Origin of the sequence: Methylophilus sp. DW102, from assembly GCF_037076555.1 — a bacterium.
Lineage (GTDB): Bacteria > Pseudomonadota > Gammaproteobacteria > Burkholderiales > Methylophilaceae > Methylophilus > Methylophilus glucosoxydans.
The window spans coordinates 2,113,512-2,139,408 of sequence record NZ_AP029023.1 but is presented as its reverse complement, the minus strand read 5'-3'; the positions used below and the strand labels follow the sequence as shown (position 1 = coordinate 2,139,408).

The 25,897-nt window shown below is 51.5% G+C and carries 28 protein-coding genes, 2 tRNA genes and 1 pseudogene; 18 read left to right on the top strand and 13 right to left on the bottom strand.

Going from position 1 to position 25,897, the window contains the following annotated elements; genetic code table 11:
* Positions 1 to 72: 72 nt before the first annotated feature.
* The 6 genes from recX to AACH41_RS09985 all read left to right on the top strand — a co-directional run bounded on the left by recX (position 73) and on the right by AACH41_RS09985 (position 6,002).
* Complete coding sequence (recX, locus tag AACH41_RS10010) at positions 73 to 528, top strand: recombination regulator RecX (RefSeq protein ID WP_338654863.1); 456 nt, start codon at positions 73 to 75, stop codon at positions 526 to 528.
* Entirely contained in the window at positions 518 to 3,154 is a 2,637-nt protein-coding gene (gene alaS, locus AACH41_RS10005) for an alanine--tRNA ligase (RefSeq protein ID WP_338654862.1), read from the top strand. The genes recX and alaS overlap by 11 nt, the downstream gene beginning before the upstream one ends.
* A gap of 25 nt (positions 3,155 to 3,179) precedes the next feature.
* Positions 3,180 to 4,409, top strand: coding sequence for an aspartate kinase (locus tag AACH41_RS10000; RefSeq protein WP_194748263.1), 1,230 nt, complete (start codon positions 3,180 to 3,182; stop codon positions 4,407 to 4,409).
* A gap of 157 nt (positions 4,410 to 4,566) precedes the next feature.
* Positions 4,567 to 4,660 (top strand) — tRNA-Ser (locus AACH41_RS09995).
* Positions 4,661 to 4,780: 120 nt separating this feature from the next.
* Positions 4,781 to 4,857, top strand: a tRNA-Arg gene (locus AACH41_RS09990).
* 215 nt (positions 4,858 to 5,072) lie between these two features.
* A complete protein-coding gene (locus AACH41_RS09985; RefSeq protein WP_338657599.1) occupies positions 5,073 to 6,002 on the top strand; it encodes a polyprenyl synthetase family protein in 930 nt (309 codons plus the stop codon).
* A gap of 63 nt (positions 6,003 to 6,065) precedes the next feature.
* Here the strand turns inward: AACH41_RS09985 and AACH41_RS09980 are convergent, their stop codons facing one another.
* Positions 6,066 to 6,464, bottom strand: coding sequence for a hypothetical protein (locus AACH41_RS09980; RefSeq protein ID WP_194748262.1), 399 nt, complete (start codon positions 6,462 to 6,464; stop codon positions 6,066 to 6,068).
* Between the two features lie 215 nt (positions 6,465 to 6,679).
* Between AACH41_RS09980 and AACH41_RS09975 the strand changes: the two genes are divergently transcribed.
* From AACH41_RS09975 to AACH41_RS09955, 5 genes are all read left to right on the top strand, one after another.
* The gene (locus AACH41_RS09975; RefSeq protein WP_338654860.1) at positions 6,680 to 7,552 is read left to right on the top strand and encodes an A24 family peptidase; all 873 of its coding nucleotides are present in this window, start codon (positions 6,680 to 6,682) and stop codon (positions 7,550 to 7,552) included.
* Positions 7,553 to 7,564: 12 nt separating this feature from the next.
* On the top strand, positions 7,565 to 8,167 hold the full coding sequence (gene coaE, locus AACH41_RS09970) for a dephospho-CoA kinase (RefSeq protein WP_338654858.1): 603 nt from the start codon (positions 7,565 to 7,567) through the stop codon (positions 8,165 to 8,167).
* Between the two features lie 69 nt (positions 8,168 to 8,236).
* Positions 8,237 to 9,010, top strand: a complete 774-nt coding sequence (zapD, locus tag AACH41_RS09965) for a cell division protein ZapD (RefSeq protein WP_275355925.1) — start codon at positions 8,237 to 8,239, stop codon at positions 9,008 to 9,010.
* Positions 9,007 to 9,198, top strand: a complete 192-nt coding sequence (locus AACH41_RS09960; RefSeq protein ID WP_194748258.1) for a DNA gyrase inhibitor YacG — start codon at positions 9,007 to 9,009, stop codon at positions 9,196 to 9,198. Before zapD ends, AACH41_RS09960 begins: the two co-directional genes overlap by 4 nt.
* 19 nt (positions 9,199 to 9,217) lie before the next feature.
* Positions 9,218 to 9,661, top strand: coding sequence for a copper chaperone PCu(A)C (locus tag AACH41_RS09955; protein ID WP_338654853.1), 444 nt, complete (start codon positions 9,218 to 9,220; stop codon positions 9,659 to 9,661).
* A gap of 117 nt (positions 9,662 to 9,778) precedes the next feature.
* Here the strand turns inward: AACH41_RS09955 and AACH41_RS09950 are convergent, their stop codons facing one another.
* Both AACH41_RS09950 and AACH41_RS09945 read right to left on the bottom strand, forming a co-directional pair.
* Positions 9,779 to 10,000 (bottom strand): VF530 family protein, encoded by a 222-nt coding sequence (locus tag AACH41_RS09950; protein ID WP_338654851.1) that lies wholly within the window; start codon positions 9,998 to 10,000, stop codon positions 9,779 to 9,781.
* A gap of 448 nt (positions 10,001 to 10,448) precedes the next feature.
* Complete coding sequence (locus AACH41_RS09945) at positions 10,449 to 11,348, bottom strand: LysR family transcriptional regulator (protein WP_338654850.1); 900 nt, start codon at positions 11,346 to 11,348, stop codon at positions 10,449 to 10,451.
* A 110-nt stretch (positions 11,349 to 11,458) separates the two neighbouring features.
* Here AACH41_RS09945 and AACH41_RS09940 point away from each other — a divergent pair, with 110 nt between their 5' ends.
* Together AACH41_RS09940 and AACH41_RS09935 are read left to right on the top strand one after the other, a co-directional pair.
* On the top strand, positions 11,459 to 11,881 hold the full coding sequence (locus tag AACH41_RS09940) for a DoxX family protein (protein ID WP_338654848.1): 423 nt from the start codon (positions 11,459 to 11,461) through the stop codon (positions 11,879 to 11,881).
* A gap of 23 nt (positions 11,882 to 11,904) precedes the next feature.
* Positions 11,905 to 12,705 carry a class III extradiol ring-cleavage dioxygenase gene (locus AACH41_RS09935; protein WP_338654846.1) on the top strand — a complete coding sequence of 267 codons (801 nt, stop codon included), beginning with the start codon at positions 11,905 to 11,907 and terminating at the stop codon, positions 12,703 to 12,705.
* A 683-nt stretch (positions 12,706 to 13,388) separates the two neighbouring features.
* Here AACH41_RS09935 and AACH41_RS09930 read toward each other — a convergent pair.
* Entirely contained in the window at positions 13,389 to 13,748 is a 360-nt protein-coding gene (locus tag AACH41_RS09930; RefSeq protein WP_338654844.1) for a MoaF C-terminal domain-containing protein, read from the bottom strand.
* Between the two features lie 45 nt (positions 13,749 to 13,793).
* Complete coding sequence (locus AACH41_RS09925) at positions 13,794 to 14,180, bottom strand: VOC family protein (RefSeq protein ID WP_338654843.1); 387 nt, start codon at positions 14,178 to 14,180, stop codon at positions 13,794 to 13,796.
* A 128-nt stretch (positions 14,181 to 14,308) separates the two neighbouring features.
* Between AACH41_RS09925 and AACH41_RS09920 the strand changes: the two are divergent.
* Positions 14,309 to 14,554: pseudogene (locus AACH41_RS09920) on the top strand (IS110 family transposase); the annotation flags it as partial.
* Here the strand turns inward: AACH41_RS09920 and AACH41_RS09915 are convergent.
* Entirely contained in the window at positions 14,502 to 15,500 is a 999-nt protein-coding gene (locus tag AACH41_RS09915) for a Nudix family hydrolase (RefSeq protein WP_338654842.1), read from the bottom strand. The pseudogene AACH41_RS09920 and the gene AACH41_RS09915 sit on opposite strands and share 53 nt — an antisense overlap.
* Positions 15,501 to 15,503: 3 nt before the next feature.
* Complete coding sequence (locus tag AACH41_RS09910; RefSeq protein WP_338654841.1) at positions 15,504 to 16,361, bottom strand: ATP-binding protein; 858 nt, start codon at positions 16,359 to 16,361, stop codon at positions 15,504 to 15,506.
* A 165-nt stretch (positions 16,362 to 16,526) separates the two neighbouring features.
* Between AACH41_RS09910 and AACH41_RS09905 the strand changes: the two genes are divergently transcribed.
* On the top strand, positions 16,527 to 17,093 hold the full coding sequence (locus AACH41_RS09905; protein WP_338657598.1) for a Maf family protein: 567 nt from the start codon (positions 16,527 to 16,529) through the stop codon (positions 17,091 to 17,093).
* 40 nt (positions 17,094 to 17,133) lie between these two features.
* Positions 17,134 to 18,606: a ribonuclease G gene (rng, locus tag AACH41_RS09900; RefSeq protein ID WP_228518766.1), complete on the top strand. Its 1,473-nt coding sequence runs from the start codon at positions 17,134 to 17,136 to the stop codon at positions 18,604 to 18,606.
* A 71-nt stretch (positions 18,607 to 18,677) separates the two neighbouring features.
* On the opposite strand, the gene AACH41_RS09895 is transcribed toward rng, so the two are convergent.
* From AACH41_RS09895 to AACH41_RS09885, 3 genes are read right to left on the bottom strand one after another with little or no spacing between them, the layout of a single operon-like run.
* Positions 18,678 to 19,214: a YggT family protein gene (locus tag AACH41_RS09895; protein WP_338654838.1), complete on the bottom strand. Its 537-nt coding sequence runs from the start codon at positions 19,212 to 19,214 to the stop codon at positions 18,678 to 18,680.
* Positions 19,215 to 19,225: 11 nt separating this feature from the next.
* Positions 19,226 to 20,056 (bottom strand): pyrroline-5-carboxylate reductase, encoded by an 831-nt coding sequence (gene proC / locus AACH41_RS09890; protein WP_338654837.1) that lies wholly within the window; start codon positions 20,054 to 20,056, stop codon positions 19,226 to 19,228.
* A gap of 18 nt (positions 20,057 to 20,074) precedes the next feature.
* Positions 20,075 to 20,779: a YggS family pyridoxal phosphate-dependent enzyme gene (locus AACH41_RS09885; protein ID WP_338654836.1), complete on the bottom strand. Its 705-nt coding sequence runs from the start codon at positions 20,777 to 20,779 to the stop codon at positions 20,075 to 20,077.
* Between the two features lie 66 nt (positions 20,780 to 20,845).
* Between AACH41_RS09885 and AACH41_RS09880 the strand changes: the two genes are divergently transcribed.
* Together AACH41_RS09880 and AACH41_RS09875 are read left to right on the top strand one after the other, a co-directional pair.
* A complete protein-coding gene (locus AACH41_RS09880) occupies positions 20,846 to 21,889 on the top strand; it encodes a type IV pilus twitching motility protein PilT (protein ID WP_194748247.1) in 1,044 nt (347 codons plus the stop codon).
* A 9-nt stretch (positions 21,890 to 21,898) separates the two neighbouring features.
* A complete protein-coding gene (locus AACH41_RS09875) occupies positions 21,899 to 23,062 on the top strand; it encodes a PilT/PilU family type 4a pilus ATPase (RefSeq protein ID WP_194748246.1) in 1,164 nt (387 codons plus the stop codon).
* Between the two features lie 49 nt (positions 23,063 to 23,111).
* Here AACH41_RS09875 and AACH41_RS09870 read toward each other — a convergent pair whose 3' ends face one another.
* Genes AACH41_RS09870 through pyrR form a run of 3 tightly spaced genes read right to left on the bottom strand, consistent with a single transcriptional unit; the run spans position 23,112 to position 25,886 of the window.
* Complete coding sequence (locus AACH41_RS09870) at positions 23,112 to 24,407, bottom strand: dihydroorotase (RefSeq protein ID WP_338654835.1); 1,296 nt, start codon at positions 24,405 to 24,407, stop codon at positions 23,112 to 23,114.
* Positions 24,404 to 25,360, bottom strand: a complete 957-nt coding sequence (locus AACH41_RS09865; protein WP_194748244.1) for an aspartate carbamoyltransferase catalytic subunit — start codon at positions 25,358 to 25,360, stop codon at positions 24,404 to 24,406. Before AACH41_RS09865 ends, AACH41_RS09870 begins: the two co-directional genes overlap by 4 nt.
* Positions 25,353 to 25,886 (bottom strand): bifunctional pyr operon transcriptional regulator/uracil phosphoribosyltransferase PyrR, encoded by a 534-nt coding sequence (gene pyrR / locus AACH41_RS09860; RefSeq protein WP_194748243.1) that lies wholly within the window; start codon positions 25,884 to 25,886, stop codon positions 25,353 to 25,355. The genes AACH41_RS09865 and pyrR overlap by 8 nt, the downstream gene beginning before the upstream one ends.
* Positions 25,887 to 25,897 lie beyond the last annotated feature (11 nt).

Sequence of the window (25,897 nt, the reverse complement as noted above, 5' to 3'; positions counted from 1 at the left end):
CCTGCGTGAGGCGCGCTTTTGACGTTTGGTTTTTCTCTGTGAGCGCTACTCGCGCTGAGGCCTAAAAATTCGATGGCTAATCTGGAAAAAACCTTACGCCAACGCGCTTTAGAATACTTGGCCAAGCGTGAGTACTCATACGCGGAGTTGGGGCAAAAGCTAAAGGCTTATGCAGAAGAAGCAGATGACCTCCCAGCCTTGTTGGATGATTTTAAACAGCGTGGCTGGTTGAGTGATGCCAGATTCACCGAGCAATTGGTCCATGCCCGTAAAGCCAAATTTGGCAGTGCGCGTGTCGCCAACGAGCTACGTGAAAAAGGGGTAGACGATACCTTGATAGCAGAAGCGGTTGCAGGCCTGCAGGACAATGAAGTTGCACGCGCCCGCGAAGTCTGGCGCAAAAAATTTAAAGCGGCCCCGACAACACGCGAGGAATGGGCAAAACAGGCCCGCTTCTTACAGAGTCGGGGTTTTACGTTTGATGTAATTAAACACATTTTGAATAGACACGCAGAAGATGACAGTTAAGTACGGGCAAAAACCTTCCAGCAAACAAATTCGCCAGGCGTTCCTGGATTTCTTTGCTTCTAAAGGCCACCAAGTGGTACCTTCCAGTTCACTGGTGCCGCATGGTGACCCCACCTTGCTGTTTACCAATGCGGGTATGAACCAGTTTAAAGATGTGTTCCTCGGCTTTGACAAGCGTGCCTATACGCGTGCGGCGACCGCACAAAAATGTGTACGCGCCGGTGGTAAGCACAACGATCTTGAGAATGTGGGCTATACCGCGCGTCACCATACCTTCTTCGAGATGCTGGGTAACTTCAGTTTTGGGGATTACTTCAAGCGCGATGCCATTACCTTTGCCTGGGAGCTGTTGACTGAAGTCTACGCTTTACCCAAAGAACGCTTGATGGTCACCGTCTACGCTGAGGATGACGAAGCCTACGAGATCTGGAACAAAGAAGTGGGCGTCCCTGCAGACAAGATTGTCCGTATTGGGGACAACAAGGGCGCGCGTTATGCCTCAGATAACTTTTGGATGATGGGCGACACCGGTCCTTGCGGGCCCTGTACAGAAATTTTCTATGACCACGGTGCGCATATTCCAGGCGGCCCTCCAGGCTCGCCCGATGAAGATGGAGACCGCTTTATCGAAATCTGGAATAACGTGTTCATGCAGTTCAACCGCGACGAAGCGGGCGTGATGCATCCGTTGCCTAAACCGTCTGTGGACACAGGCATGGGCTTAGAGCGTATTTCTGCCGTGTTGCAAGGCGTGCATGCGAACTACGAAATTGATTTGTTCCAAGCCTTAATCAAAGCCGCAGCGCGCGAAACCAACACCGCTGACTTGGACAGTCCTTCTCTCAAAGTGCTGGCTGACCATATCCGCGCCTGTAGCTTCCTGATCGCCGATGGCGTGATCCCAGGCAATGAAGGCCGTGGCTATGTGCTGCGCCGCATTATTCGCCGCGCGATTCGTCATGGGTATAAACTGGGTTGTCGTGCTGCTTTCTTCCATAAGCTGGTGCCAGATCTTGTGGCTGAAATGGGTGAGGCTTACCCTGAGTTGACTAGCAACCAGGCGCGTGTTGGGGAGGTGCTCAAGCAGGAGGAAGACCGTTTCTTCGAAACGATAGAGAACGGCATGCAGATTCTGGAAGCCGAACTGGCGACCAAGCCAGCCGTGTTCAACGGCGATCTCGCCTTCAAATTGCACGATACCTTTGGTTTCCCGCTGGACCTCACCGCCGACATCTGCCGCGAACGTGGCGTGACGGTGGATACCGCTGGCTTTGATGCGGCCATGGCGCGCCAAAAAGAGCAGGCGCGTGCGGCGGGCAAGTTCAAAATGGCGCTCAATCTTGAATATGACGGCGCTGCGACCACATTCCACGGTTATGACGAGCTGGAAACCGCTGCTAAAGTCTTGGCGTTATATAAAGATGGCAGTGCTGTACAAACGCTGAATGAAGGCGATTTGGGTGTGGTCGTGCTGGACCATACACCGTTCTATGCTGAATCCGGTGGCCAGATTGGCGATAGCGGAGAGCTCAAGTCTGCCAACGGTATTTTTGCCGTAGAAGATACACAAAAAATTCAGGCAGCCGTGTTCGGCCATCATGGCGTACTCAAAACCGGGTCTTTGTCTGTGGGAGATGCGTTGGCGGCTAAAGTCAATCTGCAGGCGCGCGCCAGCACCATGCGTAATCACTCGGCAACGCATCTGATGCATAAGGCCTTGCGTGAAGTGCTGGGTGAGCATGTGCAGCAAAAAGGCAGCCTGGTCGATACGGAAAAAACCCGTTTTGACTTTGTGCATAATGCGCCGATGACTCATGCCGAGATTGACAGGGTAGAAGCGTTGGTCAATGCCGAGATTTTGGCCAATGCGGCGACACAAGCGCGCTTGATGGATATTGAGTCTGCGCAAAAAACGGGCGCCATGATGCTGTTTGGCGAGAAATATGGCGATGAAGTACGCGTGCTGGATATCGGCTCTTCGCGCGAGTTGTGTGGCGGTACCCATGTCAGCCGCACTGGTGATATTGGACTGTTTAAAATTACCTCCGAGAGTGGCGTGGCGGCAGGCGTACGCCGTGTCGAAGCCACTACCGGCGAGGGCGCGTTGAAGCTGGTGCAATCCCAGCAATCGCTGATTAATCAGGTTGCAGGCGAGCTCAAAGCCCCCGCGCATGAAGTTCCTGCCAAAATTGCGCAAGTGATGGATCACGTCAAGTCACTCGAAAAAGAGTTGGCGCGTTTGAAATCCAAACTCGCCTCTTCACAAGGCGACGATCTGGCGACGCAAGCCCTGGAAGTCAATGGCGTTAAAGTATTGGCTGCTGCCTTGGACGGTGCAGATGCCAATGCCTTGCGCGAGACCATGGATAAACTCAAGGATAAACTCAAATCTGCCGTCATTGTTTTGGCGAGCGTGGCAGAGGGCAAGGTCAGTCTGGCTGCGGGCGTGACTGCTGACTTGACTGGCAAAGTCAAGGCGGGCGAGCTGGTGAATCATGTTGCAGGCCAGGTGGGTGGTAAGGGTGGTGGCAAGCCAGACATGGCCATGGCCGGCGGCACTGAACCCGCAAATCTGCCACAGGCACTGGCGAGCGTCAAAGCCTGGGCAGAAGCTAAACTAAATTAACTCAATTGATTAACAGAGCAAAATAATGGCATTAATCGTACAAAAATATGGTGGCACCTCAGTCGCCAATCCCGAGCGTATCCGCAATGTGGCGCGTCGTGTGGCACGTTACAAGGCCATGGGCCATCAAGTGGTGGTCGTGGTGTCAGCCATGTCAGGTGAAACCAATCGCCTGATTTCACTGGCCAAGGAAATCATGCCGGATCCAGATCCGCGCGAGCTGGATGTGATGGTGTCTACCGGTGAGCAGGTCACCATAGGGATGACCGCATTGGCGCTGATGGAGCTTGGCATCAAGGCCAAGAGCTATACCGGCACCCAGGTGAAAATCCTTACGGATGATGCGTTTACCAAAGCGCGTATTCTGGACATTGACCAGCATAACCTGAAACAAGACCTCGATGACGGCTATGTCTGTGTGGTCGCCGGTTTTCAGGGCGTGGATGCCCATGGCAACATCACCACGCTGGGCCGTGGCGGCTCCGATACGACAGGTGTAGCGTTGGCAGCAGCGCTCAAGGCCGATGAATGCCAGATTTATACCGATGTGGATGGTGTGTATACCACTGACCCGCGTGTGGTGCCAGAAGCGCGCCGGCTGGAAAAAATTACCTTTGAAGAAATGCTCGAACTGGCCTCGCAAGGCTCCAAAGTACTGCAAATCCGCTCGGTTGAATTTGCTGGCAAATACAAGGTTAAGTTACGTGTGCTCTCCAGCTTTGAAGAAGAGGGTGACGGCACGCTGATTACATTTGAAGAGAATGAGGAAAACATGGAAGATCCAATTATCTCCGGCATCGCTTTTAACCGCGATGAGGCGAAAATTACCGTAGCAGGCGTGCCTGATAAGCCAGGGATTGCTTATCAGATTCTTGGTCCTGTTGCCGATGCCAACATTGATGTGGATATGATTATCCAGAACGTGGGCGCAGACGGCACGACAGACTTCACGTTCACCGTACACAAAAACGAAATGAACAAGGCGCTGACAATTCTGCGCGACAAGGTTCAAGGCCATATCCAGGCACGTGAAGTGACTGGCGATGACAAGATTGCAAAAGTGTCCGTAGTCGGCGTGGGCATGCGTTCGCATGTGGGGATTGCTAGCCAGATGTTCCGTACATTGGCCGAAGAAGGCATCAACATTCAAATGATCTCTACCAGTGAAATCAAGATCGCAGTGGTGATCGAAGAGAAGTATATGGAACTGGCTGTGCGCGTGTTACATAAGGCGTTTGGCCTGGAAAACGCATAATCGCAAACGCACGAATAAAGAAATAAAACATTCTTCTTTTTTGCGTTGATTTTTGAAGGGTTTTCACGTAGTATGGCGCCCTTCAATGCAGTAGCAATACTGCAAAGAAAACAGCATCAGCTGTGTTGGTATTATTAAGGCGTCATTGTTTTAATAAGGTGAGCTGGCCGAGTGGTCGAAGGCACTTCCCTGCTAAGGAAGCATACGGGCTTAAACCTGTATCGAGGGTTCGAATCCCTCGCTCACCGCCAAATACCTGGGTTTAACGATTCAAGGGTTTGGTAAATTAGGGTGTCATCGTTGCGTAGACCCCTCCACAAAGCTGAAACTTATGTTATAATGCTGTTTTTGTTGCAAAGCAACAAACCTTGGCGCCCGTAGCTCAGTTGGATAGAGTATTTGGCTACGAACCAAAGGGTCGGGCGTTCGAATCGCTCCGGGCGCGCCAAAAATAAAAGCCTTGTTTCTTTCAGAGAAACAAGGCTTTTTTCTTTTATTGATCCCTGTTCAACATTACATTTCTTAAAGCTCATCAGTGCGTTGATACATCGCTGATACGCGCTGAACATAGCGATGATGATGGCGGTATGATATGCTTCAGCTTTTCATTTAATTGGTGTTTCAGTGTCTCTTCAGGCTTGTTTGGCGCGGATTGCAGGCGATATGCAGCAGGTGGATGCCGTTATTCGCCAGTCTTTGTCATCCCAAGTTCCGCTGATTAATCAAATTTCGGAATATATCATTCATAGTGGTGGCAAACGCTTGCGTCCAACGTTGGTATTGATGGCCGCTGATCTGGCCGGGCGTGTAACACCGGACCACCATGCTCTGGCAGCCATTGTCGAATTTATTCATACAGCCACTTTATTGCATGATGATGTGGTTGATGCTTCCGAACTGCGTCGTGGCAAATCTACCGCCAATCATGTGTATGGCAATCCTGCCAGTGTGCTGGTCGGCGATTTTCTGTATTCGCGTTCCTTTCAGATGATGGTCAGGCTGCAAAACATGCGTGTGATGGAAATCCTGGCCGATGCCACCAATGTGATTTCCGAAGGCGAAGTGCTACAGCTGCTCAATGTGCGCAATATTGGTGTTAGCGAGCAGGATTACTTGCAGGTCATTCATTTTAAAACCGCCAAGCTGTTTGAAGCGGCGACCCGTCTGGGAGCGGTGCAGTGTCAGGCCAGCGTCGCGCAAGAAGAGGGGCTGGCCAAGTATGGCATGCACTTGGGCACGGCCTTTCAGCTCATAGATGATGTGCTGGATTTGACTGGAGACAGCGAAAAAATTGGCAAAACCTTGGGCAATGACCTGGCCGAGGGAAAAGTGACCTTACCGATGTTGTATGCCATCCAGCAAGCGCCAACCGCGCAAGCGGACTTGGTCAAGCAGGCCTTGTTAGAAGGGCAGGTCACGCAGCTAGATGCCGTGCTGGAGATTTTGCATGCTGTGAAGGCATTTGATTATGTACGCGCCGTGGCGCAAAAAGAAGCAGAACAGGCCTGTGAATCACTGGCCATTTTTGAACTGACGCCCGCCAAACAGGCTTTGCTGGATTTGGCCCAGTTTTCGGTCAACCGGCAACATTAAGGTGTTGCCTGCTTGTACGCAGGCGACAACACTTAAAAAATACCGGCTGAACCAAACACCGGGTTAATTCAGGGCGATAGGCTCGCCACTCATGTGGTAGTAGCTGAGTCGCGCGCAGTCGTTGGTCGCATGGGTCAATGCGCCATCAAACAAGGATTTTCCATTGACATCGACGACGGCATAGCCGTTGTGATACAAGGTCACCTCTGCCTGCAGGTCGCTCTCTGCTGACGCCATCGCTTTTTGCAAACGATGATGATTCGAAGAGCGCATCGCAAAGCTTACGCAGTTTTCCTCTTCTTCTTCACTGTAGACTTCCCAGTGTGATTGTCCGGTCAGTTTGGTGAGCCATCCAGGTAAATCGACTTCTACTCGACAAATCACTGGCTCATCCCAGGCAGGATGTTCAACCTCGTTCAACTCAACTTCGGTTGGCGATGTAAATTTGATTTGATCAGACATAGGCAACTTCCTTCTATAGATAACAGATGCCACTTCACACAGACGCAAACCACTCAAGTTGCTGTGTCATGACCATCTTACACATAAATGGTGACTTGCAAACAGTTTTCAAGCCAGAAGAATGCGCTTTTAAAGCAGTTTTGCACTTTGTCAGCCTTGCCTATGGGCATCAACGATGAGATGATGCAGCAACCTTATTCTTTGTTATCGGCATCATGCACGAAATCCTTGAACCTGTTTTAAGTCTGCTGCGCACGCAGCCTCATGCCCTGCAAGCCGCCTGTCTGGTATTTGGTTTGCTAGTTGGCAGCTTTCTCAATGTAGTGATTCATCGTTTGCCCAAAATGATGGAGCGTGAATGGCAGGCAAGCTGTCTCGATTTGCAGGGGCAAGAGGTGCCTGATCAACCCAAATACAATCTTGTGGTGCCACGTTCGATCTGCCCGCATTGCGGACACCAGATTACGGCATTCGAGAATATTCCTGTGATCAGCTATCTATTCTTACGCGGACGCTGTAAAGCCTGTCATGCGCCGATTTCAATGCGTTATCCATTGGTTGAATTGCTGACCGGCGGTCTGTCGGTTGCGGTGGCTGTGCAATATGGCTATAGCCATTTGACCTTGTTTGCACTGGCATTTGTATTCGCGCTGGTCGCATTGACCTTTATTGATTTTGATACACAACTGTTGCCTGATGACATTACCTTGCCGCTGTTGTGGCTGGGGCTGTTGCTTAACCTTAAAGATGGGTTTACCGATCTCTCGTCAGCCGTGATCGGTGCCATGGCGGGTTATCTGGTGTTGTGGGCGGTCTACTGGCTGTTTAAACTCGTGACAGGCAAGGAGGGCATGGGGTACGGTGATTTCAAGCTGCTGGCTGCGATCGGTGCCTGGTTCGGCTGGCAACTGCTGCCAGCGGTCATTTTATTGAGCTCGGTGGTTGGTAGTGTGATCGGCATCGGCTTGATTCTGCTCAAAGGCAAAACCCGACAAACTGCGATTCCTTTTGGTCCTTTTTTAGCCCTGGGCGGCATCGCCGCCCTGTTTTATGGGCAAACTCTGGCCGCTTATTATTTAGTGCCTTAACGGGAGCAGCACATGGCAAAAGTGGTGGCCGTGACCGGCGGTATCGGCAGTGGTAAAAGCGAGGCGTGTGCAGCATTTTCTGCCTTAGGCGTGCCTGTGGTGGATCTGGACCACATTGCGCACGCCATGAGTGACCCCGGCAGTCCTGCCATGCAAGCGGTGAGGGCGGCTTTTGGCGACCACATGTTTGAGGCAGATGGACGTCTCAGCCGGGCCACACTGCGCGCGCACGTGTTTGAGCACCCAGAGGCCCTCGAACAACTGAATCAGATCATGCACCCGGCGATCCGTGCTGAGGCCGTACAGCAAATTGCCCAGTATGCCAGTCATCCGTATGTGATTCTGGCGATCCCATTACTGGTCGAGAGCCGCGAGGATTGGTCCATGATAGATCATGTACTGGTGATCGATTGCGATGAAGAGACGCAGTTGCAGCGGGTCATGCAACGCAGTCAGCTCTCTGCCGAAATGGCACAAGCCATCATGGCGTCGCAAAGTCCGCGAGAGGCGCGGCTGGCGATTGCGGATACCGTGATTGAAAACCAGCTGACACTCGCCGATTTACAGCAAAAAGTGCTTCAATTTCACAAAAATTTCTCTAAAACTTGCCTCTGAGTTAAAAGGGTTTCATAATCAAACTTTTATTGCATACTTTTCAAGTATCAGCTGACAGAAAAGGCTGCCGTGTCGAGCTACGAATTTCCATTTAACGAGCGCATCAGAACCTATCTTCGTCTTGAAGACCTGTTCAACAAGATGCTGCATCACATTGCCATTGGTCACGAGGTCAGTCATCATGTGGCGCTGATTTCCATGCTGCAAGTGTTGGATGTCATTGATCGTGGTGATCTCAAGGTAGATTTGCTGCAAGAGCTGGACCGTCATAAAGTCCAGCTTTCCCTGCTGCAACATAATCCCAATATCGACCAAGAGGCGCTCGAAAGCACCGTAAACAATCTGGACCGTTGCGCCACCACCCTGCGAGCCGATCATCAAAAGCTCGGCCAAACCTTGCGCGACAATGACTGGCTCATGAGCGTCAAGCAGCGGACCAGTATTCCAGGCGGGGTCTGCGAGTTTGACTTGCCCTCATACCGCCACTGGCTCTACCTGAGTGTAGAGCGCCGCAAACAAGATTTTACGCAGTGGTTATCCCGCTTGATGCCGATGTACGAAGCCATCAGCCTGATTATGCAGTTGTTGCGTGGCAGTGGCCAGGTGTTATCCCTGGTTGCCCACCATGGCGCCTATCAGCAACAGCTTTCCGGACACAAACCTGCCCAGTTATTGCGCATTGAAATTGACCATGAAGAATGCTTCCCGGAAGTCAGTGCCAACAAATATGCGATCAACATCCGCTTTCAAAAGCTGGACTTTGTGCAACGCCCCAAAGGCTGTGAACAGGATATCCCATTCAAGATGATCGTCTGCAACTTTACCGGAGCCAGTCACAATTGACGCAAGCAGTAGTCAAACCGCGCAAGGTGGCCTGTCCCGCCTGCGGAGAAACCACCGAGTATTCCCCTAAAAATCCATTCCGGCCTTTTTGTAGCGAACGCTGCAAACTGATGGACCTGGGCGATTGGGCTTCGGAAAAGTTTCGCATCCCCGATAGCACGCCGCCAGACTTATACGAGCCAGAATAATTTGAGACTGGATTTAAGTATGCAAACAAAACACCTCTGCCTTAAATTGCTCGCGAGCTTGTGCCTGTTAGCCTCCACGGCCTTTGCACATGCAGAAGTCAAACTCACCGATGCCTGGGTGCGCGCCTCCAATCCCGGCCAGTCCGTCGGCGCCGCCTACCTCACGCTCACCAGCCCGCAAGACGTCACTCTGGTCTACATTGAAACCGAGCGTGCAGAGAGCGTAGAAATGCACAGCATGACCATGCAAAACGGTGTCATGAAAATGCGCAGTATGGAAGCGTTGCCTGTCCCTGCGGGCAAGCCCATCAAGCTGGCGCCAGGTGGATTGCATTTGATGCTGTTTGAGTTGCCCACCCCGTTTAAAGCCGGTGAGCAGGTCAAGTTCAGGCTGTGCTTTAAAGATAAACAAGGCAACATCACCGATCAGTTTGTCACCATGCCCGTGAAGGCAGCGCCCTAAACATACTTATCTGCGATATGACAGAATCACCAGCAAAAAAGCCAGCATTTGCTGGCTTTTTTATAATGAGAACATCGGCAGTAACACACTGCCAACTCGGGCAGGCGTAAGAATCGTTTAGTTTGAAAATGTCCGCAAAAACAACGCCTCCACCTCAGCCCTTGCCCAAGGCGTTCTGCGCAAAAACTTCAGGCTAGATTTAACTGAAGGGTCATTTTTAAAACAGTTGATATTAATCCTTGTCGCCAGCGCCTCCCAGCCGTAATGCGCCACTAATTGCTCAACCACTTTTGCAAGCGTGATACCGTGCAATGGATTGTTCGGTTGTTCTGTATTCATTTGATAAAAGCCATATCTGGGTCAGTCGATAGCCCCATGGTAGCACTTTATGTGGTTAATCCCTTGATAACCTTATTTCTAATGCAAGTAGATGCATCAGAGCTGAACTGCCAGAGTTGATACCTGGGGGCTGAGAATAGTGCCTGATATTACCGTTTGTAATAATGCAGTCCTTCTCTTTTTTACTTAACATTTTCTATAGCAAAGGATACTTAATCTTCTGAAAAACTTAACACAAAAACATTTCATATAGCTATTGCTTAAAATGGGGATGCCCTTGTTTTAGGTATTGGGCGCCCTGCAGTTTGGCACGTCCAGTGTGTGTAGCTTGTAAGCATGACCGACGTCTTAACCCTGGAGAATGCCATAAACTTTGAAGATAACTCGCCAAACGAACAGAAAAGACGGCGCATTTATTAATGTTACGTCAACAAATAAGTACACCCCATTATTTTTGATTTACTCCAAATCCATTCGGCCCCGACAGGAAATCAAGGAAACTCCGTACCTTAGCTGGAAGGTAATTTCGGTCTGGATAAATAGCGTAAAGCGGTGTAGTTGGGCACAAGGTGTCAGGCAGTACAAGTTCGAGTCGCCCATCAGTAATATAATCGTTCACCAACCAGTGTGGCAAGAACACAAATCCCATACCTTCGCATGCTGCAAGTAATAACAGTGTTTCATTTTCGCTTTGCATGATCTGGCGAAAATTGATATTAACGGCATCAGCTCCCTCACCGAAGCGAATGTGGCCGCCATTTGCCATCGGAGCATAAGCAAGGAATGGCGCACCGGAAAGGTCGGTGACCGTTGTCGGTCGCCCAATCTGGTTGAGAAACTCAGGCGATGCGACTAGGTAAAAGCGCACCATACTGAGCTTACGCGCAATGAGCCCCTCGCCCAGTGCCATCGTCACACGCAGTGCAAGATCGAAACCATCCTCCACTAAATTCACCATTCGACCACTCAGGTCGAAGTCTAACGTCACTTTGGGATTTTCTGCCCGATAGACAGCGATCAAGCGAGCGAAAGCGGAGTTGGCCATCCAGACAGGCATGCTCGCCTTTAATACGCCATGCGGGGCCAGCGTTGCATGAGATACCTGAGCTTTAGCTTCTGCAAGCCCTTCTAGAAGCGGGCGAACTGCGGCTAAGTAACGTTCACCGGCTTCAGTAAGACTAACGTTGCGACTATTACGATTCAGAAGCCTCGCACCCACTTGCCTTTCGATATGCTGAATATGCTTACTGGTCATGGCAGGTGACAGACTGAAGCGGTCTGCCACAGCCGAAAAACTCTTGCGTTCGGCCACCGCGTCAAGTAGATGCAGACTAAGAAGCGTATCCATAATTGTTTACTCTCAAGAAATTCAGTATCAACTTTTTAGTTGATGATACACCATGTAGAAAGATGTAGGATGCGAATCATCATCAATCGCACCCATTAACGGAGAAGACTATGCAACAACAATCATCAATACATTACGTGCCAAGCAAGGCTTTGCGTATAGGCCTGTGGGTTGCCCAAGTGGCGGCCTTCGGTATTTATGTGTTTTCCGGTATCACTAAATTTACAACTCCTATTCCTGAACTTTCACAGATGATGCCGTGGACAGGACAGTATTCTGAAAATTTTGTAAGATTTATCGGATTGGTTGATCTTGCAGGTGGCATTGGCATTTTACTCCCATCGTTGACACGGATACTGCCAAAGTTGACGGTACTCGCTGCTCTTGGTTGTACGGTACTACAAATACTGGCTATTGCGTTTCATGCATCACGTGACGAATTCATGGTGCTGCCTTTCAATGCTGTTCTAATTTCTCTATCGATTTTTGTCTTATGGGGTAGACACAACAAAGCACAGATTGCGGCACGCTAAAATTAATCAATGTGGAGCAAAAAATGCAAAAGATGCCTGTTTATTTTCTCTCGCATGGTGGCGGTCCATGGCTATGGCTGATGGATGAAATGGGCGACAGCTATGGATTGCTCCATCGATCGCTACAGGATATTCCCGCGCACTTACCGAAGAAACCAAAGGCTATGCTGGTTGTTTCTGGTCACTGGGAAGAGGAGGATTTCACCGTTATGGCTCATCCTAACCCACCGATGATCTATGATTATTCTGGGTTCCCAGAAAAAACCTATCATATTCACTACAAAGCTCCTGGTGCACCAACCTTTGCCCATCGGATCATGGGATTGCTCGCATCAGCAGGGATAGGCGCATCTGAAAATACCATGCGTGGATATGACCATGGTGTCTATACGATTGCCTACCCCATGTACCCAGATGCAGATGTCCCCATCATTCAGCTCTCTATCCAGCGGGATTATTCACCTGAGGCACATATGGCGGTTGGCCGCGTCTTAGCTCCACTGCGTGAGGAAGGCATACTCATCATTGTCAGTGGTATGAATTACCATGATTTATGTTTTCCGAGGGATGCAAAAGAAAAATCACGTTTGTTTGACAGATGGATAACGCAAACTCTCACTGGGCAGACAGGGCAAAAGCGCAGTAAATTACTGACTGCTTGGGAGAGTGCGCCAGCAGCGCGCTTTGCACATCCGCGCGAAGATCATTTTATTCCGTTAATGATTGCTACTGGTGCTGCGGAGGATGATACGGCGACAGTAATTTATAATGAATTGCTGATGGGGATGGTATTCACATCAAGTTATCGTTTCGATGCGAAGTAATTAAATTGTTAAAGAATACGGTACAGACGGTAAGATAATCCTATAATTAAGTTGAACAAGTGCGCGGCTAAGGAGCTGTGTTGAAGTATGCCCTTGTGGTGTGTTTTAAATTCGCCTCATCGAAAGAGAGAGTTATAAGCGACTCTAATTAATTTCGAAGCTAAAGAACTTTGTGTATTCCGGAAAGATTTCTTGAGTTGTTATTCCTGATGCGTGACATGCCTGCGCGCTCTGCATCAAAGCGTGCCCTTTATACAGCGTTGACAATGAATGTCATGAAATTTTAATTAAGTAACACGTTTTACTAGACCAACCGTATTCCATAGTTGCCAACTTACCGGTTTGCCTCATTGGGATGTTGGTGTGTACAGGCGCACATCACTTGGCACTTTGTATTCTGTTGAAAACACATTGATATGGATAATTCAATCATAGCTGAACTCCCAGCTTTGATGTGTAGCTGTTTGGACCCTGCCGAACGAGCCCAATATGATTAGGTGTATTTACCTCAGTCCTTCGACTTCTAGCTTACCACTGGCTTCAGCAAATGATACTTATGCGCTAAAAAACTTAAACACACACAAAGATTGCTGATGGCTAGTGTTTAAAATGGGGAAGCACTTACAGTTTGAATTAAGGTGCTCAGCTAGGCGTCCCGCTGGATGATGAGTTAGGAAAAAACCTTATTTTTCACGAATGACTTTACCTGCAAGAACATAACGTTCTTTACCGTCAATAATGGTTGAATAGACCTTCATTGTTTTTAAGTTAATCACCTGAGAGACGCTAATGCCTGTTTTTTCTACCCATGAGGCAAAGTAAATTTTTTCGGCGACTTTAAAGCGTTCAGGTTTTTCTATACCATTCGCGCCTTTTTCAGAGCCCTCAATACACACCCACGACATTGATCTAGCATCATTTACCTTTACACGGTAAATACTGCCGCTGTCGTATTTGTAAAGAAACTGACCTAGGTAATCTGCAGCTTGTGCTGTAGAAAATGAGGCTAAGAGCAATAAGTTAATAAATGAAAACTGTATCATCTTTATTATTTTCCTGGCATCTAAGTAGAAGGACCGATCAAAATCTTAGGCATGCACATGATTTGAAACCTCAATCAGATTCATATCAGGATCGCGAAAATACACAGAAAGAATTTTGCCTGTTGCTCCTGTGCGCTGTACCGGGCCCTCGATTACAGCAACATTGCACGAAGATAGGTGGATTGCCACATCAGAGAGCGGAACTGATGTGATAAAGCACAAATCAGCCGAGCCAGGCATAGGCTGTTGGGCTTTTGGCTCCAGCTCTTTCCCGACCTGATGTAGGTTAATTTTCTGCGTGCCAAAAGACAAAGCTTTACGACCGCCACCGAAAGTAATGATGTCCATGCCTAAGACTCTCGAATAGAAAGACGCGGTGGTTTCGATGTCTTTCACGGTAAGCACCAAGTGGTCAAGGCTGTCTATTTTCATGGGCGGTGTGAAATGCCTAACGGACGAAAGGTACTTCCCTGCCTCGGGCTTGTGTTGGAAGCCGCGAGAAGTTAAACCTGCAATGATTGAGTTTCCACACTTCATCACGCCATTGATATAGGAAGTCCATGAATATTGTCACACTCGGGATTGATTTAGCCAAGAATATATTCGCTTTGCATGGCGTTGACAACCAAGGTCATGTGGTTTTAATCAAGCCATGCGTGGCACGGGATCAACTGCTCTCGATTGTCGCCAACTTACCGCCTTGCCTCACTTGGATGGAGGCTTGTACAGGTGCGTATCACTGGGCACGTTTGTTTAGCCAGTATGGGCATACGATGCAGCTGATGGCGCACAAGTTTGTTGCTCCCAGATCGCACGTTGCATGGCAATGCCACGCGCACCAAAGGATTGCGCCTGCGATACATGTTCAAAATGCATCCCACCCAGTGCATACACTGGAATCTCAAGCCCGTTTAACATTTCACCAAATTGCTCCCAGCCTAGTCCAGTTGCTTCAGGGTGACTTTTTGTCGGTAGCACAGGGGAGAGCATTGCAAAGTGTAGTTGTAATGATTGTGCTTGCGCTAACTCTACGCGGTTATGGCAAGAGGCACCTACTAACAAGTTATCCGGCTTTTTCGTGAGGGTCATCAGGCGCTGGCTATTTAAATGCACGCCGTGGTAGCCGAGTTGTAATGCTTGTTCGGGGCTACCATTGAGTAAGCAGCGGCAGTCATAAGGCGCACATAGCTGTAATACTTCCTCGCTCAATTTGGCGAGGGCTGCGTCATCAAGCTGTGATTCGCGTATTTGCAGCAATTGCAGGCCTTGGTCGAGCTGCTGCTTTAACGCTTGCAAGAATGCGTGTTCACCCATTTCCTGGATATTGCTGATGGCATACACAGGTGGCAGACTGAGTGCTTGCATGATTGGTGCATTGGCAGGTAGCACGGGGCTGACGTTGAGTGTGCGTGGGTGCTGCCAGGCAAACTGCTGGCCTTCGCGCGCTTGTAATTCGCCTTGCCAGGTATGAACAAAAAAGAAATGCAGCAGCACGGTTTTGGCTTCGGCGTCATGCGTGGCCGGGTAGTCGTAGCGGCGTTTGATCCATGGCTGGATTTGTGTGGGCGTAATGCCGAGTTCTTCCTGTGATTCACGGATCAGTGCCTGTTCCGGGCTTTCACCAGATTCGATTTTGCCGCCGGGGAATTCCCACCAACCAGCCCAGCCTTTGCCATTGGGACGGCTGGCGAGCAAGTATTCGCCATTGGGGCGGATCAGGATAGCGACGGCGACTTGGACGAGTTTTGTCATGGCTCAGGATTTCAGTTGCAGTTGGCCGGCGTAGTCTTTGGCAAACTGGTAGGCGACACGGCCGCTGCGGGCGCCGCGCGTATGGTAAAACTGCAGGGCGGCATGACGGGCTGTCTCATCCATCGTGATGCCAAAAGTCTGCAGCCAGTGGGCGGCAATATTGAGATATTCATCCTGGTCGAAACTGTAAAACGAGAGCCACAAACCAAAGCGCTCTGCCAGTGAGGTTTTTTCGTCTATGGTGTCGTTCTGGCGGATTTCGCCGTTATCTACAATCGGTTGATTGTCAGACATATATTCCGGCATCAGGTTTTTGCGGTTAGACGTGGCGTAGACCAGCAGGTTGGACGAGGCGTTTTCAATCGAGCCATCGAGGATGACTTTAAGGGCTTTATAGCCGATGTCGTTGGCTTCAAAGGTGAGGTCATCACAAAAAATAATAAACTTTTCCGGGCGGTTGCGTATCAATTGAGTGATTTGTGGCAAGTCTGTGAGGTCTTGTTTTTCGACTTCTATCAGACGTAAGCCTTGGCTGGCGTAAGCGTTGAGCACGGCCTTTACAAGCGACGATTTACCGGTGCCGCGTGCGCCTGTCAGCAACACGTGGTTGGCGGGCAGGCCTTGTAAAAACTGGCGTGTATTTCGCACCACCTCATTTTTTTGCCGGTCTATAAAGCGGATATCGTCCAGCAGAATCTGGTGTGGATGCCCGACGGCTTGTAACTGGCCTTGTCCGTTGTGCTTGACCCAGCGCCAGGCCACGGCTTGCCAGTCTGGCTCAGCAGGTGGGGTGGGCAACAGGTGCTCAAGTCTTGTAATCAGTTGGTCGGCGCGCTGTATCAGCTGTTCGATGGTATTCATGGCGAGGCTGCAAGTGTGAAACGAGGGGGTATTGTACACAAAGCGGCCGGGGCTAGCGAAACTTGCAAAGTCTCGCTAAACCAGGGTTGGAATAAGCCATAATACCGTTTTAATAATTGTGGTACCCAGCACTGGATGTCGTGCATTTGATAAAGATACAGAATGATGAACAATCGCAAGATTATTTTGGCCTCGCGTAGCCCACGCCGCGTCGAGTTACTGGCGCAATTGGGCATAAGCTGTGACATCATGCCCGCGGATATTGATGAGTCATGTTGGCCGGGTGAAGATCCTGCCCGTTATGTGCAGCGGCTGGCGGTAGCCAAGGCACAAGCGATCCATGCAGAGCATGGTCACCGCGGGTTGCCGATTCTGGCGGCAGATACCACGGTCGCGCTGGGCAACGAAATATTGGGCAAGCCGGCGGATGCGGCGGAAGCGCTGGCCATGCTGACGCGGCTAAGTGGCAGCTTGCATGAGGTGCACACGGCGGTAGCGGTGATGCACGAGGGTAAAGCGCAGTGCTTGTTGAGTACCACGCGGGTGCATATGATGCCTGTGCCATTGGCGGTGCTACAAGACTATGTGGCTTCGGGGGAGCCCATGGACAAGGCCGGGGCGTATGGTATTCAGGGCCGTGCCGGGGCCTGGATTGCGCGCATTGAGGGCAGTTATAGCGGGGTGATGGGTTTGCCGCTGCATGAAACGGCGCAGCTGCTGAACGCATGGTAAACTGCTATCAAAAAAATAGATTCGGGATTGGATAAGCACTATGTCGTTGGCACAGGAAGTATTGATTAACGTCACGCCGCAGGAAACGCGCGTGGCGATTCTGGAGCAGGGCATCGTTCAGGAGTTGCACATTGAACGCGCCTCTTCGCTGGGGATTGTCGGTAATATTTATCGCGGCACTGTTGTGCGCGTGTTGCCTGGCATGCAATCTGCCTTTGTCGAAATCGGCCTGCCGCGTGCGGCCTTTTTGCATGCGGCCGATATCATGGAGTGCCATACCGAGGAGGGCGCGGTGAAAACCGACCGCCCGATTCAGGAAGTGTTGCATGAAGGCCAGTCGATTATCGTCCAGGTGATTAAAGAGGCGATAGGCACCAAAGGCGCACGCCTGACCACTGAAATCAGCATTGCCGGCCGTTTTTTGGTGTATTTGCCTTACCAGAAACATATCGGCGTATCGCAGCGCATTGATCACGAAGAAGAACGCGAGTTTTTGCGCAATCGTTTGCTGGGCTTGTTGCCTGAAGCACGCGAAGGCGGCTATATCATCCGCACCATGTCAGAAAACGCCACCGATCAGGAGTTGTTGGCCGACATCGAGTATTTGCGCAAAGTGTGGCAAAAAATCCAGACCGAGAGCACCAAGGTCGGTGAACGCTCGCTGATTTTTTATGACCTGAGTTTGCCGCGACGCATTTTGCGCGATGTGGTGTGTACCGAAACCACCAGCATCCGTGTCGATTCGCGCGAGATGTTTGAGCGGCTAAAAGAGTTTGCCGAGCTTTATGTTTCGCACGCGGTAAAACCGCTGACGCACTACAAAGGCGAACGCTCGCTGTTTGAGTTTTACGATATTGAAAACGAAATCGAAAAGGCGCTGGCGCGCAAGGTGGAGCTCAAATCGGGTGGCTACCTGATCTTTGACCAGACTGAAGCGCTGACCACGGTGGATGTGAACACCGGTAGTTTTGTCAGTGGTAAAAACCTGTCCGATACCATTTTCAAAACCAATCTGGAGGCGGCGCAAGCGATTGCCCGTCAGCTACGCCTGCGTAACCTGGGCGGCATCATTATCATCGACTTTATTGATATGGATGAGGATGCACAACGTGCGGCAGTGCTGGAAGAGTTGCGCAGTGCTGTGACGCTGGACCGTGCGCGGATTAATGTGAACGGGTTTTCTGCCCTTGGGCTGGTGGAGCTCACGCGCAAACGGACGCGCGAGAGCCTGGCGCATTTGCTGTGTGAATCGTGTCAGGTTTGCCAGGGGCGTGGTGAGCTCAAGACCGCCCAGACCATTTGCTATGAAATCATGCGTGAGTTATTGCGTGAGTCCAAGCAGTTTAAAAATGCCAAAGAGTTCAAGATTCTGGCCTCGCCCGAGGTGATCAATATGCTGGGCGATGAAGAGTCACAAAGCCTGGCCAATTTGTCAGACTTTATCAAACGGCCGGTGTCGCTGCACCCGGATACGCAATACGGCCGCGAAGAGTTTGATATCGTTTGGGTCTAGAAAATTGTTGTTCTGGAGAGGACGGCCAGAGGTAAGGCCGTCCCCGCGATGCGCAGCACTGCGTATGCGTGTTACAGCATGCCGCCCGCCAAGCCTGGCAGCACGATACGGCTGATCATTTGCAACAACAGCAAGGCGACCAGCGCGGAAAAATCGAATCCCTGAATCGAAGGCAAGACATTACGCAACGGATTGAGGATAGGCGCTGATAACTGGTTCAGCACGCCATAAATCGGGCTGTATGGATTGATCCAGCTTAAAATGGCCATGAGCAAAATGGCGTAAAAAAACACATCCAGCATTTGCCCCAGGACGGCGACAAAGGCCTGCCAGAACCAAAACACCGGGGACACTGGGGCGGCTACAAGCAAGGTCAGCAAGGCGAACAGAATTACTTGTACCAGCCAGGCCAGCAACAGGGTTGATAAATCCAGCTGTCGGGCAGGGGGAATCAGTTTGCGGGCAGGCTTGACCATAAAGTCAGTCAGCGCCATGGCCATTTGCCCCAGCGGATTCTGGAACGAGGTCCTTGTCCACTGCATTAAAAAACGCAATACCAGTAAAAAAGTCAGAATACCAAATACTGCATTCAGTAAAAAAGTTGTCATGTTTTGCAACATTATTGTGCTCCCAATTGATCGCCGAGTTCTTTGGCGCGGCGTGCTGCTTGTGCCGCGGCATGTTGCATCATGCCATGAATATCGTGCTCACGCATACTGAGCAGGCCTTGTTCGGTAGTGCCGCCCTTGGAGGTCACTTGCTCACGCAGGGTCGCCACAGGGGTAGGGCTCGAGGCTGCGAGCAAGCTGGCGCCTTTGAATGTGGCCAGGCTGAGTTGTTGTGACTGGGCTTCGCTGAGTCCTAAAGCGACCCCTGCCGCGGTGAGTGCTTCTATCATCAAAAAGACATAAGCCGGGCCACTGCCCGAAATCGCGGTCACCGCATCCAGCTGGTCTTCAGCTTCTAGCCAAACCACTTCACCCGCCGCTTGCAACAACTGGTCGGCAACGTCACGCTGGCCTGCTGAGACGGCTGGCAGGGCATAAGCGCCAGTAATGCCCGCCTGAATTTGCGCAGGCGTATTGGGCATGGTGCGAATCAGCGTCTGGTAGCCGCCTAACCAGCGGCACAAGTCGCCGGTGCGTATGCCGGCGGCAACTGAGATCACCAATTGTGATTGTAAGTAGGGAGCCAGCGAGTGTGCCACCGCCTGCAATTGCTGTGGTTTGACCGCCAGCACCACAACTTCAGCCGCCAGTGAGGCTGCCGACAGCGCCGCGCTGGTTTGCACGCCTAATTTGGCTTGTAGCGAAGCATGCTTGCTGGTGTCCGGGTCAATCACGGTAATGTGTGACATGGCAAAGCCTCGTTGTTGCAGGCCTATCATCAGGGCTTGTGCCATATTGCCGCCGCCAATAAAGGCGATGCGGGTGGCTGACAGTGATTGCATGGTATTCAAGTTCCTTCTTTAAACTGAGTCGTTATCGGGTTTACGCGGGCGGGCGCCAAAAATGGCTGTGCCGATGCGCACCAGCGTCGCGCCTTCGGCAATGGCTGCGGCAAAGTCACCACTCATGCCGATGGAGAGGGTATCCAGCTGCAAGCCATGCGCATTCAGGTGATCAAACAGGGCCCGTACCTGCCGAAATTGGTCACGTTGCTGGTCGAAATCTTCCACGGGGGCCGGAATCGCCATCAGACCGCGCAAATGCAAGCGTGGTAACTGCCTGATATTTAAAGCCAGATCCAGCACCTCTTGAGCGCTGGCACCACTTTTGCTTGATTCCTGGCTAATATTGACTTGCAGGCAAATATTCAAAGGCGCCATGTCTGCAGGGCGCGCGTCAGACAAGCGTTGTGCAATTTTAAGGCGGTCCACCGAATGCACCCAATCGAAATGACAGGCAATTGGCTGTGTTTTGTTGCTTTGAATCGGGCCAATAAAATGCCATGCTATCGCACAGTCTTGCAGTTGCTGTTGTTTGGCGAGCGCTTCTTGCAGGTAGTTTTCACCAAACACCGTTTGACCGGCCTGATAGGCCTCCCTGAGAGCTGAGGCAGGTTGTGCTTTACTCACCGCACATAAAGTGACCGTTTGTGTGGCCTGGTAGCTTGCACGTGCCTGGGCCAGTTGTTGGCGGATGAGTGCCAGATTGTCAGCAATATCAGTCATGGGAAGCAACACGGTGCCGGGTAGAGGTAAAAAATAACATTATATAAATAATCACTGGAGTGGATTGTGGATATTTCAGATTTATTGGCGTTTTCAGTTAAAAACAAAGCCTCAGACTTGCATTTGTCAGCCGGGTTGCCACCGATGATACGCGTGCATGGCGATGTGCGTAAAATCAACTTACCCGCCATGGATCATGCTGAAGTACATAGCATGTTGTACGACATCATGAATGACAGCCAGCGCAAAGTGTATGAAGAAAAGCTGGAATGCGATTTTTCATTCGAGATCCCTGACCTGGCGCGTTTCCGGGTCAATGCATTTAACCACCAGCGCGGCGCCGGTGCGGTATTCCGTACCATTCCTAGCAAGGTGTTGACGCTGGAAGAGCTTAACGCCCCACGCGTGTTCAAGGACCTGGCCGATACGCCGCGTGGCATTGTGCTGGTGACCGGGCCGACCGGTTCAGGTAAATCGACCACACTGGCGGCGATGATTGATTACATTAATGAATCCCAGATGTCGCATATCCTGACCGTGGAAGACCCGATCGAATTTGTGCATACCTCGAAAAAGTCATTGATTAACCAGCGTGAAGTCGGGCCGCATACCATGTCGTTTGAAAATGCGCTGCGGTCAGCCTTGCGTGAAGACCCGGATGTGATTCTGGTGGGTGAAATGCGTGACCTGGAAACCATCCGCCTGGCGCTGACTGCGGCCGAAACCGGTCACCTGGTATTTGGGACCCTGCATACCAGCTCTGCGGCCAAGACCATAGACCGGGTAGTCGATGTGTTCCCGGCGGCAGAAAAGGAAATGGTGCGCTCCATGCTCTCAGAGTCTTTACGCGCCGTGATCTCGCAAACCCTGTGTAAAACCAAAGACGAGCAGGGCCGGGTGGCTGCCCATGAAATCATGATCGGAACCCCCGCCATCCGTAACCTGATTCGCGAAAACAAGATTGCGCAGATGTATTCGGCAATTCAGACGGGCCAAAGTGTGGGCATGCAAACGCTGGACCAGAATCTGCAAGATCTGGTGCGACGCAACGTCATCAGCGCCGATGAGGCGCGTACCAAAGCGGCTAACCGTGATGGCATTATCGGATAAATATTAAAGATGGATAGCAGCATGCAGACCGGCGCCGATCACGCGCAAACCGAGAAATTTATTAATGACCTGTTGAAGCTCATGGTCACGCGTAAAGCCTCGGATTTGTTTATTACCGCAGGCTTTCCGCCGGCCATGAAGATTGATGGCAAGCTCACACCGATTACCTCACAAACTTTGAGTACCCAGCAAACGGCCGAAATTGCGCGTACTGTCATGAATGACAAGCAAGCGCAAGAGTTTAAAGAAACCATGGAGTGCAATTTTGCGATCAGCATGCCATCGGTGGGCCGTTTCCGCGTCAATGCCTTTGTGCAGCGCAGTGCCGTAGGTCTGGTGATTCGGGTGATCAATACCAATATCCCCAAATTTGATGATTTGAACTTGCCGCCCGTACTCAAGGATGTGGTGATGGCAAAGCGCGGCCTGATTATTTTTGTTGGCGGCACGGGATCAGGTAAGTCGACCTCAATGGCCGCCATGCTGGGGCACCGCAATGAAAGCAGTTATGGCCACATTATCACCATTGAAGACCCGGTAGAGTTTGTGCATAGCCACCGCAACTGCATTGTCACCCAGCGCGAAGTGGGCGTGGATACGGACAACTGGCATGCCGCGCTCAAGAACACGCTACGTCAGGCACCGGATGTGATCATGATCGGTGAAATCCGCGACCGTGAAACCATGGATTACGCGATTGCCTTTTCTGAAACCGGCCACTTGTGTCTGGCCACCTTGCACGCCAACAGCACCAACCAGGCGCTGGACCGCATTATCAACTTTTTTCCCGAAGAACGCCGGCAGCAATTGCTGATGGACCTGTCGCTCAACCTGCGCTGTATTGCCTCACAACGGTTGATTCCTAAAGTGGATGGTTCTGGTCGTGTGGCTGCCGTCGAAGTTCTGCTGCACTCGCCGCTGATTTCAGACCTGATTTATAAAGGTGATGTACACGGCATTAAAGAAGTCATGGCCAAATCCCGAGAGCTGGGCATGCAGACCTTTGATCAGGCCTTGTTTGACCTGTTTGAAACCAGCCAGATCAGTTACGAAGACGCCTTGCGCAATGCCGACTCGGTCAACGACTTGCGACTCAAATTTAAACTCAACAGCAAAGTCGCCAACCCGGAAAATCAGGAACGCAGCAAGATTTCTGATCTGGATATTTTGTAAACCTTATTCAACATGCATGCCGGGTAGGCATCCGGCATGCATGCAACACTCATCTTGTAAGCTGCACGGTTTCCTGCTGAAACACCAGATTGCCCTGCGTAATGGTCGCAGTGACCTTGCCGGTCAGGCTGTGATTCACAAATGGCGTATTCTTGCCCTGGCTGAGCAGGGCGCGGCCATCTACGCGCCATTCCATTTCCGGGTCGTAAATCACCACGTCGGCCGTGGCACCCGTTTGCAAAGTGCCTGCATTAACACCCAGAATCCGCGCGGGGATTTGCGTGACTTTGGCCAGGGCTTGCAAGGGGGCCAGTTTGGCCTGCGCAGACCATTTCAAGGTCAGTGGCAGCAAGAGTTCAAGCGCTGAGGCACCAGGGTGCGACTCGGCAAAAGGGAGTGCTTTGGCGTCATCATCGACTGGCGTATGATCCGAACAAATTGCATCTAGCGTACCGTCCAGCAAGCCAGCACGTAGTGCGTCACGGTCGCGTTGGGTGCGTACAGGCGGTTTCAGATGTACCATGCTGTCAAAAAAGCCGATATCCATATCGGTCAGGTGCAGGTGCTGGATGCTGACATCTGCCGTGACCGCCATGCCGGCCTGTTTGGCTTGCCTGATCAACTCAACCGATTCAGCCGTGGATACCCGGGCGATATGCAATTTGGCGCCTGTGGCCTCGGCGATCCGCAGCATGGTTTGCAGCGCAATGCTTTCTGCCGCCGCCGGGATGCCTTTGAGCCCCAGTCTGGAGGCGACTTCGCCATCGTGGGCGACCCCGTTTTTTGCCAGGTACGGATCTTCGGCACGCATGAACAGCGTATAGCCGAAGGTTGCGGCATATTCAAATGCCCGCCACAGGACCTGGGTATCAACAATCGCTGTATCGGCCTGTGAAAAGCCCACACAACCGGCAGTGGTCAGGGCGAACATTTCTGTGAGTAAATGGCCTTCAAGCTGCCGTGTGACTGCGCCCAGTGGATAGACATGGGCGAGGGCGTGCGATTTCGCTCGGTGCTTGAGCATCTCGACCAGGCCAGGCTCGTCCAGTACCGGGTCAGTGTCTGGCGGGCAGGCCAGACTGGTGACGCCACCCGCCATGGCGGCGCGTAACTCACTTAGTAAGGTTGCTTTGTATTCGCTGCCCGGTTCCCGCAGGCGCGCACACAAATCCACCAGGCCAGGTAACACCCATTTGCCTTCGGCATCCAATGTCTGGTCTGGTTGGAAACCTTGGGGCGCTGCACCCATGCCAACAATCTTGCCTGCGCTGATATAAAGATCTTGCACCTGATCCAGCTGCTGGCTGGCATCCATCAAGCGGCCCTGTGTAATCAGGATATTCATGCGGCGTTGCCTCCTCCAAGAATTGCCATCACCGCCATGCGTACTGCAATCCCATACGTGACCTGTGGCAGGATCACGGACTGTTTGCCGTCCGCCACTGCCGAATCAATTTCTACGCCCCGGTTCATCGGGCCTGGGTGCATCACAATGGCATCCGGCTTGGCCAGTGCCAGGCGCTCAGGGGTCAAACCAAAGGTCTGGAAAAACTCCTGTGAGCTGGGCAACAAGGCGCCGGACATGCGCTCGTTTTGCAGGCGCAGCATCATGACGACGTCTACGTCTTTGAGGCCTTGCTCCATATTGTGGAACACTTGCACGCCCAGCTTTTCCACATCGGCAGGCAACAGGGTGCGCGGTGCGATGACGCGGATTTCTGGGACGCCCAGCGTGGTGAGCGCATGGATTTCACTGCGGGCGACGCGCGAATGCAAGACGTCACCCACAATCGCCACGCGCAGGTTGTGCATCTCTGGCTTGTATTTGCGGATGGTGAATACATCCAGCAAGCCTTGGGTCGGGTGCGCATGGCGGCCATCGCCGGCATTGATCACGCTGATGTGTGGCGGCACGTGTTGCGCAATGAAATGCGCGGCACCGCTTTGCTGGTGACGGACCACAAACATATCCGCATGCATGGCAATCAGGTTGTTCACCGTATCAAGAATGGTCTCGCCTTTGGATTGTGACGAGGTGCTGACATTGAGGTTGAGCACATCGGCCGACAGGCGTTTGGCGGCGATTTCAAACGTGGTGCGCGTACGCGTACTATTTTCAAAAAAGATATTGCAGACGGTTTTGCCACGCAGCAGCGGCACTTTTTTCACTTCGCGTTCAGCAACGCCGACAAAGTTTTCGGCGGTGTCCAGAATATCGGTCAGAATGCGCTTGGGCAGACCTTCGATGCTTAGCAAGTGTTGCAGCTGGCCCTGGGCGTTGAGTTGCGGGTTATACATTGGCATCCACTCCATTCGCTGCCGAGGTGGCAATGCTCAGGTGCAGTTTGCCCTGAGTATTGATTGCCAGTTCAAACGATTGATTGGCCTGCAATGGCAGATCGGCGCCAGTCATATCGGGGCGGATCGGTAGTTGGGCGCCACCACGGTTAATCAGTACCGCCAATTGCACCGAAGCCGGACGGCCATAATCAAATAATTCATTCATGACGGCACGTGTGGTGCGGCCGGTATAAAAAATGTCATCAATCAGGATGATGTGCTTGCCGTTTACATCAAACGGAATTTGCGCGGGCTGCGCAGCGGTTTTGAGGCCACGTTGCGCATAATCATCGCGATACATGGCTGCATCCAGCTTGCCATGCACAATGTCTTGCCCCAGCTCGGCCTGCAAGCGCTGCAACAGTTTTTGCATGAGCCAGACGCCGCCCGTATAAATGCCAACCAGAGCCGTTTCCGCCTGAATACGCGGTTTGAGTTGAGCGTACAGATGATCAAGTAATTGTTCGGGATCAGGTAAAGTCATGAGTATCCAGT

Excerpts from the sequence above, each read along its gene's own strand:
- AACH41_RS09930 (WP_338654844.1), bottom strand. The coding sequence starts at position 13,748 with ATGATACAGTTTTCATTTATTAACTTATTGCTCTTAGCCTCATTTTCT.
- rng (WP_228518766.1), top strand. The coding sequence starts at position 17,134 with ATGTCGTTGGCACAGGAAGTATTGATTAACGTCACGCCGCAGGAAACG.
- pyrR (WP_194748243.1), bottom strand. The coding sequence starts at position 25,886 with ATGACTTTACCTGATCCCGAACAATTACTTGATCATCTGTACGCTCAA.
- AACH41_RS09870 (WP_338654835.1), bottom strand. The coding sequence starts at position 24,407 with ATGAATATCCTGATTACACAGGGCCGCTTGATGGATGCCAGCCAGCAG.
- AACH41_RS09905 (WP_338657598.1), top strand. The coding sequence starts at position 16,527 with ATGAACAATCGCAAGATTATTTTGGCCTCGCGTAGCCCACGCCGCGTC.
- AACH41_RS09955 (WP_338654853.1), top strand. The coding sequence starts at position 9,218 with ATGCAAACAAAACACCTCTGCCTTAAATTGCTCGCGAGCTTGTGCCTG.
- recX (WP_338654863.1), top strand. The coding sequence starts at position 73 with ATGGCTAATCTGGAAAAAACCTTACGCCAACGCGCTTTAGAATACTTG.
- AACH41_RS09980 (WP_194748262.1), bottom strand. The coding sequence starts at position 6,464 with ATGTCTGATCAAATCAAATTTACATCGCCAACCGAAGTTGAGTTGAAC.
- AACH41_RS09895 (WP_338654838.1), bottom strand. The coding sequence starts at position 19,214 with ATGACAACTTTTTTACTGAATGCAGTATTTGGTATTCTGACTTTTTTA.
- proC (WP_338654837.1), bottom strand. The coding sequence starts at position 20,056 with ATGCAATCACTGTCAGCCACCCGCATCGCCTTTATTGGCGGCGGCAAT.
- AACH41_RS09950 (WP_338654851.1), bottom strand. The coding sequence starts at position 10,000 with ATGAATACAGAACAACCGAACAATCCATTGCACGGTATCACGCTTGCA.
- AACH41_RS09925 (WP_338654843.1), bottom strand. The coding sequence starts at position 14,180 with ATGAAAATAGACAGCCTTGACCACTTGGTGCTTACCGTGAAAGACATC.
- AACH41_RS09945 (WP_338654850.1), bottom strand. The coding sequence starts at position 11,348 with ATGGATACGCTTCTTAGTCTGCATCTACTTGACGCGGTGGCCGAACGC.
- AACH41_RS09875 (WP_194748246.1), top strand. The coding sequence starts at position 21,899 with ATGGATAGCAGCATGCAGACCGGCGCCGATCACGCGCAAACCGAGAAA.
- AACH41_RS09935 (WP_338654846.1), top strand. The coding sequence starts at position 11,905 with ATGCAAAAGATGCCTGTTTATTTTCTCTCGCATGGTGGCGGTCCATGG.
- AACH41_RS10000 (WP_194748263.1), top strand. The coding sequence starts at position 3,180 with ATGGCATTAATCGTACAAAAATATGGTGGCACCTCAGTCGCCAATCCC.
- coaE (WP_338654858.1), top strand. The coding sequence starts at position 7,565 with ATGGCAAAAGTGGTGGCCGTGACCGGCGGTATCGGCAGTGGTAAAAGC.
- AACH41_RS09940 (WP_338654848.1), top strand. The coding sequence starts at position 11,459 with ATGCAACAACAATCATCAATACATTACGTGCCAAGCAAGGCTTTGCGT.
- AACH41_RS09885 (WP_338654836.1), bottom strand. The coding sequence starts at position 20,779 with ATGACTGATATTGCTGACAATCTGGCACTCATCCGCCAACAACTGGCC.
- AACH41_RS09975 (WP_338654860.1), top strand. The coding sequence starts at position 6,680 with ATGCACGAAATCCTTGAACCTGTTTTAAGTCTGCTGCGCACGCAGCCT.
- alaS (WP_338654862.1), top strand. The coding sequence starts at position 518 with ATGACAGTTAAGTACGGGCAAAAACCTTCCAGCAAACAAATTCGCCAG.
- AACH41_RS09985 (WP_338657599.1), top strand. The coding sequence starts at position 5,073 with ATGCAGCAGGTGGATGCCGTTATTCGCCAGTCTTTGTCATCCCAAGTT.
- AACH41_RS09910 (WP_338654841.1), bottom strand. The coding sequence starts at position 16,361 with ATGAATACCATCGAACAGCTGATACAGCGCGCCGACCAACTGATTACA.
- AACH41_RS09865 (WP_194748244.1), bottom strand. The coding sequence starts at position 25,360 with ATGTATAACCCGCAACTCAACGCCCAGGGCCAGCTGCAACACTTGCTA.
- AACH41_RS09915 (WP_338654842.1), bottom strand. The coding sequence starts at position 15,500 with ATGACAAAACTCGTCCAAGTCGCCGTCGCTATCCTGATCCGCCCCAAT.